The sequence below is a fragment of the Bradyrhizobium sp. UFLA06-24 genome (assembly GCF_054967145.1).
The window spans coordinates 1-11,976 of record NZ_JADFUE010000016.1 but is presented as its reverse complement, the minus strand read 5'-3'; the positions used below and the strand labels follow the sequence as shown (position 1 = coordinate 11,976).

Genomic DNA, 11,976 nt, shown 5'->3' with positions numbered 1-11,976 from the left:
CAGATGACGACCTTGATCGACGACCGTCGTGTACGCGCGCGTGATGCGTCGCCTGCACGGTATTTCTATTTCCACATGGCGCTGGCCTGCGCGGCCACCGCGTTTCTCGGCTTCGCACCGACCTATTTCGTGCCGCTCGCCCACCGGACGTTCTCCGGGAGCCCGGTGATTCATTTTCACGGACTGATCTTCTTCACCTGGTCTTTCTATTTCGTGGTCCAGACCTGGCTCGCGGCCTCGGGACGCGTGATCAATCACCGGTCGTTCGGCGTCGTCGGGGTCTCGCTCGCGACCGCCATGACGATCTTCGGCTTCCTCGCCTCCGTGCATGTGATGAAGCATTCCGCGGAGCTCGGGCAGCGCGAGGCCGGCATCGGCTTCGCGATCGTGCCGATGAGCGGGATCGCGTTCTTTGCCGTGGTGTTCGTGCTTGCGATCATGAACACACGCAAACCCGAGATCCACAAGCGATTGATGCTGCTCGCGGCAGTTTCGATCCTCGATGCCGCGATCGCGCGCTGGTTCCTGACTTTCCTGGCCCCTCCCGGACCGCCCGGCCCGCCTCCGGTGCCGGTGACGATCGCGCCGGCCGTGGTTGCCTCGCTCCTGCTCGTCCTCGCCATGGTGCGGGACTGGCGCAACGAGGGCCGCGTCCATCCGGTCTACATCTACGGCACGCTCGCGCTGCTGGCGCTGAAAGTACTGAACTGGCCGATCAGCGAAAGCGCGGCGTGGCACGCGTTCGCCGGCGGAATCCTGGCGCTGGCGCAGTAGATCTCCACCCTCTTCCCGGACGAGCGAAGTGCGGATCCGGAACGACTGCGGGGGGCGCGGCGAAGCCTACGCCCCCGCCTTGCACGTGATCCCGCCGTCGACCACGAGCTCGATCCCCGTCACATATTTCGACTCGTCCGACGCCAGGAATAGCGCGGCGTTGGCGACGTCGAAGGCATCGCCCATGTGGCCCATCGGCACCTGCGCGTCGCGGGCACGCCACATCGCCTCGACATCACCCTTGGCGTAGCTGTTGGCGAGGCCGGCGGAATGCTCGACCATCGGCGTCTTCATCAGGCCGGGCAGGATCGCATTCACCCGCACATGATGGCGCGCGAACTCGATCGCGGTGGTGCGCGTCATCTGGTTCATTGCCGCCTTCGACGTGCCATAGGTGACGTAGGAGATGCCCATGTGGCGGATCGAGGCGATCGAGGAGATGTTGATGATCGAGCCGCCGCCCTGCTTCACCATGACCGGGATCACGTGCTTCATGGCGAAATAGGCGCTCTTGAGGTTGACGCTGAAGACGCGATCCCAGCTCTCCTCGGTGACCTCGACCACGCTGCCCATCTCGGCGATGCCGACATTGTTGTCGAGCACGTCGATCCGGCCATAGGTCTTCAGGCATGCGGCGACCATCGCCTCGATCTCGGCAGGCCGCGAGACGTCGGCGGTGAACGCGGTCGCCTTGCCGCCTTCGCCGGCGATGATCTTGGCGGTCTCCTCCGCGGCCGCGCCATTGCGATCGACGCAAAACACCTGCGCGCCCTCGCGCGCAAAGGTCACCGCGGTCGCCTTGCCGTTGCCCCAGCCAGGCCCGATCGAGCCGGCGCCCACCACCATCGCAACCTTGCCCTTGAGCCGGTCCATCATTTGTCTCCCTTCTGCTGTTCGCCGCAGATACGCATCGTGGTGACGTTAGCACCGATGGGATGGCCGACAATCTCCGAAAGCGTCTGGCAGCGTCCATCATGGCATAGCCGCCATTCCCCTGCGGCGCCGGAATTGCCGAGCACGACCTCCGGCATCGGTGCGCGCGTCGGCTGCCACTGAAACCAGCCATCGACGAGCCGCGCCTCGGGCGGCGGCTCCATGCCGGGGCCGGTGCCTTTGACGCGGGCCTGCACCAGCTCGAGTCCTGCAGGCGTGACGCGCCAATCTTCCTGCCAGTCGACCTTGGCGATCGAATGCGTCCACACCAGCGTGAACGTGGACAGCGCCAGCGCCTTCACGCTGCCGGCTGTTGCGAAGCAGAGGCTCACGCCGGCTCGACCACGGCTGGCGGGCGTTGCCGCCACTGCCATAGCACCAGCGCAGCGGACAGAACGAAGCCGGCCGTGTCGCTGAACGGGAAGTCCCCGAGCAGACACAGCGCGGCGCCGAGCGCCACGAGGCGTTCGATCAGCGTCAGCCGCGTGAACAGGAAGCCGATCGCAACCATGCCGAACAGCGCGATCGCTACCAGCGCCTTGAAGCTTGCCAGCGCCACCGCGCCATAGAAACCAAGCTTTGCCGCCATGGGATCGCCGGCCTGCAGCATGAGTGCCGGCGAATAGACGAAGATGAAGGGGATGACGTAGCCGGCGAGCGCAATCCGCATCGCCTCCCAGCCGATCTTGTCCGGATTCTCCTTCGCGATCGGCGCCGCCGCGAGCGCGGCCAGCGCCACCGGCGGCGAGAGGTCGGCCATGATGCCGTAGTAGAACGCGAACATGTGGCTCGCGATCAAGGGCACACCGAGTTTCGCCAGCGCAGGTGCTGCGAGCGCGGCGGTGATGATGTAGGTCGGGATGGTCGGAATGCCGGTGCCGAGCAGAATGGACAGCAGCATCGTCATGATCAGCGCCAAGAACAGGCTCTTCTCGCCAAGACCGATCACCCAGCTGCCGAAGATGGTGCCGACGCCGGTTTGCGACATCATGCCGATGATGACGCCGACGATCGCGCAGGCCATGCCGACGGTGATGGCGGATTTTGCGCTTTCGGCCAGCGAGTCGCGGCAGGAGCGCAACGCGGCCATCCCGCCGCGGACGAAGGCGGTGATCAGGATCAGCGCGACGACGACACAGCCGACCGGCACGATCTTCAGGCCGTCGCGCGAGAGCGCCGCGACGACGAGCGCAAGGCCGATCCAGAAGATGGTGCGGATCACATTGGAGGAGGCGCCCGCCGTGATGCTCGCCCCCAGGATCAGCGCCACCGTCAGTGCAAGACCCATGCTGCCGGCGTAGAGCGGCGTAAAACCTTCGAACAGCATGTAGACGAGTGCGGCGAGCGGCAGCACGAGGTACCAGCCCTTCACCAGCGCGTTCCAGGCGCTCGGAGTCTCCGAGCGCTTCATGCCGGTAAGGCCGTGCTTGCCGGCTTCCAGATGCACCATCCAGAATGCGGAGGCAAAATAAAGGATCGCGGGGATCGCAGCGGCTTTGACAATCTCGGAATACTGGACGCCGAGCGTCTCGGCCATGATGAAGGCGACGGCGCCCATCACCGGCGGCATGATCTGCCCGCCCATCGAAGCGGTCGCCTCGACGCCGGCCGCGAAGGCGCGGCGATAGCCGAACCTGATCATCAGGGGAATGGTGAACTGGCCGACGGTGACGACGTTGGCGACCCCTGATCCGGAGATCGTGCCCATCATGCCCGAGGCAAACACCGCAACCTTGGCCGGTCCGCCGCGGGTGCGGCCGAACAGGCCGAGCGAGACGTCGGTGAACAGCTGGATCATGCCGGCGCGCTCCAGGAACGAGCCGAACAGGATGAAGAGGAAGATATACGTCGCCGAGACGTAGATCGGAACGCCGTAAAAACCCTCGGTGCCGTAGGACAAATGCGTGACGATCTGGTCGAAATCATAGCCGCGATGATTCAGCGGCGATGGGAGGTATTGGCCGAAGAACCAGTACACGAGACACGCGCCGCACATCAGCGGCAGTGCCGCGCCCATCAGGCGCCGCGTGCCCTCGAAGATCAACACCGCGAGCAGCGTGCCGACCGCGAGATCGAGCCTGGTCGGATCGCCATCGCGCGCGATCAGATCGGCATAGAAGATCCACTGATAGAGGCCGCAGAAGAAGCCCGCGGCGCCGATCGCCCAGCCCACCGCACGGCCAAAATTGCTCTTCGCGGTGAAGTTGGCGATCAGGCCGAAGGTGAGCAGAATCAGGAAGCCGACATGGACGCCGCGCACCACCTGGCTCGGCAGATAGTTGAAGGCGGCGACATAGAGCTGGAAGGTCGCAAAGGCGATGCCGATCCAGTAGGCGAGCGCGCCCCACCAGCCCGGCCCGAAGCCTTCCGGGAAGCCATGCTCGAAATTGTCGAACTCGACTTTGATGGGGGCTCCCGTGCCCTCTGCCTTTTCCAGCATTCTCAAATCGCCCCAAGTCCGACATCATGTTCAGTGAGAGTGGCACGGTCTATCCGCGCAGTCATGCCCGGGCTTGTCCCGCCTGCGGGGCCGAAGCCGCTTCGGCGCGGCGAAGGCCCGGGCATCCACGAACTCTCTTGGCTAGCCTCAGAACGTGGAGGCCGGGACAAGCCCGGCCATGACGCCCTACTTGGAGAGCCGACCTTACTTGATCAGCCCTTTTTCCTTGTAATAGCGGATCGCGCCGGGATGCAGCGGAACCGGGCTGCCGGTGGCTGCGGTCTCGAGCTTGATCTCCTTGCCGGCCGCATGCGCGTTGGCGAGCTCGGGCAGCGACTCGTAGACCAGTTTCGTCATTTGATAGGCGAGGTCGTCAGAGACGGCGGAGCTGGTCACGAGATAATTGACCACGGCCGCGGTCGGCACGTCCTTGTCCTGGCCGGTATAGGTGTTCGCCGGAATGACCGCCGAGATGAAGGGCGGTCCGATCTTGTCCACGGTCTCCTTCGGCACCGACACAACCGTGATCGGGCTCGAGGTCGACAGATCCTTCAGCGAGGCGACACCAAGGCCGGCCGACTGCAGGGTCGCGGCCAACTGGCGATTCTTCATGAGATCGACCGATTCGGCGAACGGAAGGTATTCGACCTTGCCGAGATCCTTGTAGCTCATGCCGGCAGCGGCAAGGATCGCGCGCGAGTTCAGCTCCGTGCCTGACTTCGGCGCACCGACCGACAGGCTTTTGCCCTTGAGATCGGCCAGCGTCTTGATGCCGCTGTCGGCAGTGGCGACGATCTGGATGTAGTTCGGATAGATCGCGCCGATGGTCCTGAGCTTGTCGAGCTTGGTCTTGAAGCCGGCCTCCTCGTCGCCGTCCCAGGCGGCTTTCAGGGAATCGCCCAGCGTGAACGCCAGTTCGCCGCGCCCCTGCTGCAGCAGGATGAGATTTTCGACCGACGCCTTGGTGGCCTGCACCTGCGTCTTCACGTTCGGAATCTTGTCGCCGTAGATCTTCCCGATCGCGACGCCAAGCGGATAATAGACGCCGGAGGTGCCGCCGGTCAGCACGTTGATGAAGGATTGCGCCTGCGCACAAGGCGGCGACGCCGCCAGAGCAAGAGCCGCGGCCGCACCGAAAATCGTCCGTTTCATGGTTGTTGCACTCCCCAAACCGGCGGCGAAATTGGCCGGATGAGAGGCATGGGTCAACCCATCCAAAAGACAAAACAGGGCTGCGGTAAATGGCCGTTTTGCCTTGCTTTTCAGGGAACTCGACAGGTGCGGCGACGTGGCGCAGTCACGCGCCCGCCGTCACTGGCAAGCCCTTCCTGGCGCCCCCTCACTGGAACGTCATGTCCAGGCATTTGGAAATATCGGAGCCGAGACCCGAAGAGATGGTGATGCAGCCGCGGACCTTCTGCGCGGTCATGTCGGCCGCCCAGATCGAGTAACCGCCGGGGCCGAAGAACGAGTTGGTGTTCGGCGGCTCGGTCTCGGTCGCATCGAAATCATAGTGCCCGTCGGTCTCGAAAATGCGGGGCTTCTTGGTGCAGCCACCGTCGGTCTGGACGTTTATGACCTCCTTGTTGTCGCGGGTCAGGGCCAGCGAGACCTGGCAGCGGAAATATTCCGAGGTCTTGATGTTGAAGAGATAGGTGTAGGACTTGCAGGTCGCGGTGTTGAGCTTGCCCGGGGCGAGGCCGCGGCTGCACGAAATCCGCTGGTTGTGGCTGAGTTGGTAATCATCGGCCCGGGCGGCCGGCGCCAGCGCCGTCAGCGACATCAAGGCAGCCCAGCAAAGTTTAACGACATGGCGCATTCGAATCATCCCCACCAATATCTTTGTCGGATTGCGTTCTAGACGGAAAGCGGAACATAGTCGCGAGGGAGCGAAGGGAAAATCACAAACTGCTAGGCAAGACGTGATGCGCTGCCGCGACATCGAGGATTGACCCGCAAATGCTGTTCGTGATTTGTTCAAGCGGACACCCCAATAGCGGGGAGGATAGATGATGGCATTTTCAATCAAGACATTTGCAATCGCGGCCGCGCTTGGCGCGTTCGCCGTTCCCGCATGCGCGCAAAACGCGGCAACGCCGTGGGAGCTCAAGCCGGATACCGGCTATGCCTATGACAAGGAAGGCAAGACCTTTTCCTACAAGATGGGCACCAGCAATGCCGGTGAGCTCCTGAAGGGTGCCAAGAAGGTCCCCAAAGGCACGCTGTTCTTCATTGGCCAGAACGGCCAGCTTTACATGCGCAGCGGACAATATCTGGAAGGCGACGGCCGGTTCAAGTTCGGCCCAGATCAGTAAGAGACGCTGGCACTCGCCACAAACGCAGCTGCCCTAGGGTGGGCAATGGCGCGAAGCGCCCTGCCCACGAAAAATGGTGGGCACGCTCCGCTTTGCCCACCCTACCGCAGCTCGCTGACCCACCCTACAAAACCGTCCTAAAACACCGCCGCCAGCTCCCGTGCGCCGGCGTTGTTGCTGTTGCTGTCCATCCGCGCGTCCGTGACCGCGAGCAGCTTCGCCACCGTGTTGTGGCGGATCGCCACCGGGTTACGCTCGTAGCCACTGCGCTGGAAGAAGTTCGAAGTCGGCACCTGCTCCCGCATCGCCTGCGGCATCGTCACCATGTCGAAGCCGGTGCCGTCGCCGGTGAGGTTCATCATCTCGAGCTCTGCGGCGGTGAGCGGACGATTGTAGCCCTTGGCCCGCGCGAACAGCACCGAGGTCAGGAGCTTGTGGGTCTGCAGCATCGGCCCGATGTCGACGTCGAGCACCATCGCATGCATGGCCCAGCCCTGCGCGGTGTTGCCGATCTTCTCGTGCTCGGACCAGGTGTCAGGCACCGACTTCGCATGCGCCACCATCTTCTTCAGCACGGTGAGCTTATGTTCGAGCGCTTGGCGCGCCGGGCCCGAGGTGCGCGCCACCTTGTCGGAGAGCGCGCGAATGAGTTCATGGCCCTGCTCGGCGAGCAGCTCGACGCTGTTGGTGGTCAGCAACTGGTTGTAGCCCATCGCAGTCGAGATCGCGCGCCTGCCGCCGTGCTCGATGCCCGCCTGCACGTCGAACGTGCCGGTGCCGCCGGTCTCGAAGGAATAGACCCGCACCGCCTGTTCGCGCGTCAGGCCCGACGCGAGCGCGTAACGCGCATAGGCGCGCTTGAACTCGACCTCGCTCGAGGGGCGCTGCGGCGTGAACTGATAGAGATCCTGCGCCGCGCGCAAGAGATCGGCGACAACGGGGATCGGCTTTCGGGTGGGACGCTCGGGCGTCTCCTCCGGCTCGGGATTCACCGGCCGCTTCGGTCCGGTATAAACAGGCGGATGCTCGAGCACGTAATCGTCCAGCGTGATCTGCTGCCCGTTGCGTCGCTTGGCATTGCGGCCTTTCCGCTTCTCGGAGATCTGACTCCAATAAGCGCCGGCCTCCTCATCGAACGCGGCGCGCGCCGCCTGATATTCGGCCAGCTTGCGCCGATATTCGAGCACGGCCGGCGATGCCCCGCCGCCTTGCGCGAAGAACTGCGACAACAGCTGGGCATGCGCATTGCGGACGGCTGATGGCAGCGCGTCGGACTCGCCGCCATGGGCGGCGGGGACGAGCAGGACGAGCGCGAGTGGAACCAGCGCCAGGTGATTTCGAATCGAATGATGCATGCTGCCCTCTTAGCAGGCATCCGGTAACCGTCACGTTAACACGCCGTTTACCATCTCATTTCCAGGCGAATACGGGCTGTTCCAAGTCGGTGACGCGGGTCTGCCGCCCGGCCAGCACCTCGCGGAACTGGTAGATCAGGGCCGCCGTCGGCGCGTGGATCAGGCTCATCTGGTGATGAAAGCGGATCACGCGGCGGGGGCTCTCGGGGATGTCAGTAAAGTCGAAGGCGCCGTCGCGTTCGATGGTGTCGAGCGCGATGCGGTGAACGGAGGCGACCTCGTCCGGGTTCGGCATCATCGCGGCGCTCTCCTCCGCCCAGACCACGACCGGCGTGATCAGATAGCCGGAGCGCGTCGGATAGTCGTCAAGCAGGCCGAGCCGGAATCGGCTGGAAGCCGGAGCGCAAGCTCCTCGTCGAGTTCGCGCAGCGCCGCCTCGACCGGCGTCTCGCCGGCGTCACATCGTCCACCTGGCAGCGCCCATTGCCCGCGATGGGAGCGCAAGCTCGATGCGCGCCTGGTGAGCAGAAACGCAGTGTCGTCGCCGTCGTCCGACGCGGTCAGCGCAAGCACCACTGCGGCGCGCTTCAGTGCCGACGGCTCGGCCGCATCAGGCAGCCGCGCAAACGCTGCGCAGGCCTCTGCGATATTCCGTCTGGTGGCATCGCCGAAAGCTCTCATGATGCTTGACTACACCAGGATCGCGCTCGATGAAACGAGGGACGAACCAAGCGTCACAAGGATGGACAGAGCGATGACGAGCAAGGCCGCAGCAAAGCTCAAATCGGACGGCTGGAGCATCCTGGAGACCACGGGCTTCATGCATCTGGTCGGTCCCTTGTGGGAGCGCAAGCTCGACGGCCACTACGAATTCGCACTTGCGACCGAGGACAAGCACCACAACCGCCGCGGCATGGTCCAGGGCGGCGTGATGATGACCTTTGCGGACCGCACCTGCGGCATGACCGCCCGCTACGTCTCCGGCAAGGAATACATGGCGACGGTGCAGCTCGACACCCATTTCGTCGAGGCCGGCCAGATCGGCGACATCCTGATCTCCCGCCCCCGCGTGGTGCGCTCGACCCGCAGCCTGATCTTCATGAGCACCGAAGTGACGGTCGACGACCGCTGCATCGTGATGGCCAACGGCGTGTTCAAGATCCTGAAGGGGCCGGGGTAGGATCACTCAGCGAGGCTGCCACCGCGGCACACCACACACTCCGCTGTCGTCGCCCGGCTTGACCGGGCGACCCAGTACGCCGCAGCTTCGCGGCTCTATCACGACTGCCTCTGGAATACTGGATCGCCCGATCAAGTCGGGCGATGACAGCTGAGGGTGTGGCCAGCAAACGCCTTCATTGCGAGAAGCGTAGCGATCAAGCAATTCAGGTGTTTCCACGGACGCATCTCTGGACTGCTTCGCTGCGCTCGCAATGACGGGACAGGGCGGCTATGTTGCTCCACAACAGAAGCCCCGAGGAAACAGCCCATGCAATACCGCCAGCTCGGCCGCAGCGGCCTGAAAGTGTCGCCGATTTGTCTGGGCACCATGATGTTCGGCGGACCGACGGATGAGGCGGCATCAAAGCGGATCATTGCGAAGGCACATGACGCGGGCATCAACTTCATCGACACTGCCGACGCCTATTCGAAAGGCGGCTCCGAAGAGGTCGTCGGCCGTGCCATCGCGAGCAATCGCCACGCCTGGGTGCTCGCGACAAAGCTCGCCAACCCGATGGGCAGTGATCCCAACCGCGTCGGGCTGTCGCGGCGCTGGGTGCTGCAAGCCGCCGATGAGAGCTTGACGCGGCTCGGGACCGACCACATCGACATCTACTATCTGCACAAGGAAGACCATACGACACCGCTGGAGGAGACGGTGCGCGCGATGGGCGATCTGGTCCGATCAGGCAAGATCCGCTATTTCGGCGTTTCCAACTACCGCGCCTGGCGCGTCGCCGAGATCTGCAACATCTGCGACCGGCTCGGCATCGACCGCCCGGTGGTGAGCCAGCCTTATTACAATGCGATGAACCGCATGCCCGAGGTCGAGCATTTTCCGGCTTGCTCCTATTATGGTCTCGGCATCGTGCCCTATAGCCCGCTGGCGCGCGGCGTGCTCACCGGCAAGTACAAGCCCGATGCGGCCCCCGACAAGGACACGCGGGCGGGCCGCAACGACGCCCGCATGATGCAGACAGAGTGGCGGCCGGAATCCCTCCAGCTGGCGCAGGAGATCAAGACCCACGCTGAGAAGAAGGGCATCACCGCGGGCCAGTTCGCGGTGGCCTGGGTTCTGAACTCCGCCTTCGTCTCCTCCATCGTCGCAGGCCCGCGCACCGAGGAGCAGTGGGACGGCTATATCAGCGCGCTCGACTACCGCTTCACAGCGGAAGACGAGGCGCTGATCGACCGGCTGGTCGTGCCGGGCCATCCGTCGACGCCGGGCTACAATGACCCCGCCTATCCGATCGAAGGACGCCGCGCGCGGACGGCGTGAGGGGACGACGATGGCGCTTGAAGACCGCTACGGGCTGCCGCTTTCCACCACGTCCGATCAGGCCGCGTCCGCCTATCGCGAAGGCGTCGACCTCATGCTCTCGGGGTGGACCGGCACGGCGGAGGCGCTGGAGCGCGCCATCGCGGCCGATCCGGGTTTCGCGCTGGCCCATATCGCCCGCGCGCGCGTGCATGCGTTCTATCAGCAGGGCGATCTCGCGCGCAGCAAGGCAGCCTTGGCGCGCGAACTTGTCGCCATCAGCGGCACGGAGCGCGAGCGCTCCCATGTCGAGACGCTGGCGCTTGCGATCGAGGGCCGCGGCCCCGACGCGATCGCGGCGATGCTGAAACATGTCGATGCGTGGCCGCGCGATGCCATGGTGCTGTCCCTGCCTCTCGGCGCGTTCGGCCTGTTCGCGTTCTCCGGCATGCCCGACCATGACCGTGCGCGGCATGAGCTCTGCCAGCGCGTTGCGCATCATTACGGCGAAGACTGGTGGTTTCTCACCATGTCCGGCTGGGCGATGACCGAGAATGGCGACGTTGTCCGCGGCCGCGCTGTCACCGAGCGCGGCTTCGATCTGCGCCGCGCCAACGCCCACGCCACACATGCCGTGCTGCATGCGATGTTCGAGGACGGCTCGATCGAGGACGCCGACCGTCTCGTCGATGCGTGGATCCCCACCTACGACCGCACCGGCATCCTGCATGGCCATATCCTCTGGCACCAGGCGCTCGGCGCACTCGAGCACGGCGATGCGACACGGGCACTGCAAATCTATGCCGACGTGCTGCAGCCCTCCGCGACGCAGGCGCCGCCGCTCAACGCCATCACCGACAGCGCCTCGCTGCTCTGGCGACTGTCGGCCTATGGCCATAGCGTGCCGAAGGCGCTCTGGGGCGAGGCCGACGCCGCCGCGCAAAAGCTGTTTCCGAAATCGGGCCTGCCCTTCGCCGACGTCCACATGGCGCTGTTCGCTGCCGCGACGCAAAATCGCGAAGCGCTTGCCGCCCGCCTTGCCGCGATCGAGCAGCGGCTTGCTGACGGCAAGCTGCCGGCCGGCCCCGTGGTGCCAGCGATCTGCCGCGCGCTGGCAGCCTTCGCGGATGAGAATTACGCGGCGTGCGTGCGCGAGCTCGACCCTGTCCTTGCCGAAATCGCGCGCATCGGCGGCAGCCATGCCCAGCGCGAACTGATCGAAGACGCGTTCCTCCTCGCCCTGATCCGCAGCCGCGAGCTGCCGCGCGCCCGCAAGCTCCTCGACGCCCGCCTGCATCGCCGCCCCTCCTTGCGCGATATGCGCTGGCAGGCGGCGATGGCTTGAGGCAGGATGGCGAAACATAACGGAGGACGCCATGACCGAGATCGTTGCGCTTGAGGCGCTGGCCGCGCGCGTTGCCCCTGGCCAATCGCTGGCCGTCCCGGTCGATCGCTCCGGCGTCGCAATGGCCGCGACCGCCGCCATCATCGAGGCCGGCATCGACAATCTTCGCCTGATCTGTGTTCCGATCAGCGGCCTGCAGGCCGATCTCCTGATCGGCGCCGGCGCGGTCAAGACGCTCGAGACCAGCGCCATCTCGCTCGGCGAAGCCGGCAGCGCGCCGCGGTTTGGCGCCGCGGTGCGGGCTGGCTCCGTGACCTTGCGCGATGCCACCTGTC

The 11,976-nt window shown here is 64.8% G+C and carries 11 protein-coding genes and 2 pseudogenes; 6 read left to right on the top strand and 7 right to left on the bottom strand.

The window, feature by feature from the left end; genetic code table 11:
* The first annotated feature begins 3 nt into the window (after positions 1-3).
* The gene (locus tag IF809_RS15325; RefSeq protein WP_462837938.1) at positions 4-774 is read left to right on the top strand and encodes a hypothetical protein; all 771 of its coding nucleotides are present in this window, start codon (positions 4-6) and stop codon (positions 772-774) included.
* A gap of 66 nt (positions 775-840) precedes the next feature.
* Here the strand turns inward: IF809_RS15325 and IF809_RS15320 are convergent, their stop codons facing one another.
* The 5 genes from IF809_RS15320 to IF809_RS15300 all read right to left on the bottom strand — a co-directional run bounded on the left by IF809_RS15320 (position 841) and on the right by IF809_RS15300 (position 5,966).
* Complete coding sequence (locus tag IF809_RS15320) at positions 841-1,647, bottom strand: SDR family NAD(P)-dependent oxidoreductase (protein WP_453981771.1); 807 nt, start codon at positions 1,645-1,647, stop codon at positions 841-843.
* The gene (locus IF809_RS15315; RefSeq protein WP_244659259.1) at positions 1,647-2,039 is read right to left on the bottom strand and encodes a DUF1850 domain-containing protein; all 393 of its coding nucleotides are present in this window, start codon (positions 2,037-2,039) and stop codon (positions 1,647-1,649) included. Before IF809_RS15315 ends, IF809_RS15320 begins: the two co-directional genes overlap by 1 nt.
* Entirely contained in the window at positions 2,036-4,147 is a 2,112-nt protein-coding gene (locus IF809_RS15310; protein WP_453994899.1) for a TRAP transporter permease, read from the bottom strand. Before IF809_RS15310 ends, IF809_RS15315 begins: the two co-directional genes overlap by 4 nt.
* A gap of 204 nt (positions 4,148-4,351) precedes the next feature.
* On the bottom strand, positions 4,352-5,299 hold the full coding sequence (locus IF809_RS15305) for a TAXI family TRAP transporter solute-binding subunit (RefSeq protein WP_453981768.1): 948 nt from the start codon (positions 5,297-5,299) through the stop codon (positions 4,352-4,354).
* A gap of 187 nt (positions 5,300-5,486) precedes the next feature.
* Positions 5,487-5,966: a hypothetical protein gene (locus tag IF809_RS15300; protein ID WP_453994897.1), complete on the bottom strand. Its 480-nt coding sequence runs from the start codon at positions 5,964-5,966 to the stop codon at positions 5,487-5,489.
* A 193-nt stretch (positions 5,967-6,159) separates the two neighbouring features.
* Between IF809_RS15300 and IF809_RS15295 the strand changes: the two genes are divergently transcribed.
* Positions 6,160-6,462, top strand: coding sequence for a hypothetical protein (locus IF809_RS15295; RefSeq protein WP_128969151.1), 303 nt, complete (start codon positions 6,160-6,162; stop codon positions 6,460-6,462).
* A gap of 137 nt (positions 6,463-6,599) precedes the next feature.
* Here the strand turns inward: IF809_RS15295 and IF809_RS15290 are convergent, their stop codons facing one another.
* Both IF809_RS15290 and IF809_RS15285 read right to left on the bottom strand, forming a co-directional pair.
* Complete coding sequence (locus tag IF809_RS15290; RefSeq protein WP_128963967.1) at positions 6,600-7,817, bottom strand: hypothetical protein; 1,218 nt, start codon at positions 7,815-7,817, stop codon at positions 6,600-6,602.
* Positions 7,818-7,872: 55 nt separating this feature from the next.
* A pseudogene (locus IF809_RS15285) lies at positions 7,873-8,498 on the bottom strand (NUDIX hydrolase).
* A gap of 73 nt (positions 8,499-8,571) precedes the next feature.
* Here IF809_RS15285 and IF809_RS15280 point away from each other — a divergent pair.
* From IF809_RS15280 to IF809_RS15265, 4 genes and pseudogenes are all read left to right on the top strand, one after another.
* Positions 8,572-8,997 carry a PaaI family thioesterase gene (locus IF809_RS15280; RefSeq protein WP_462837937.1) on the top strand — a complete coding sequence of 142 codons (426 nt, stop codon included), beginning with the start codon at positions 8,572-8,574 and terminating at the stop codon, positions 8,995-8,997.
* A 309-nt stretch (positions 8,998-9,306) separates the two neighbouring features.
* The gene (locus IF809_RS15275; RefSeq protein ID WP_462837936.1) at positions 9,307-10,317 is read left to right on the top strand and encodes an aldo/keto reductase; all 1,011 of its coding nucleotides are present in this window, start codon (positions 9,307-9,309) and stop codon (positions 10,315-10,317) included.
* 10 nt (positions 10,318-10,327) lie between these two features.
* Complete coding sequence (locus IF809_RS15270) at positions 10,328-11,641, top strand: tetratricopeptide repeat protein (RefSeq protein WP_462837935.1); 1,314 nt, start codon at positions 10,328-10,330, stop codon at positions 11,639-11,641.
* A 31-nt stretch (positions 11,642-11,672) separates the two neighbouring features.
* Positions 11,673-11,976: pseudogene (locus IF809_RS15265) on the top strand (CoA synthetase); the annotation flags it as partial.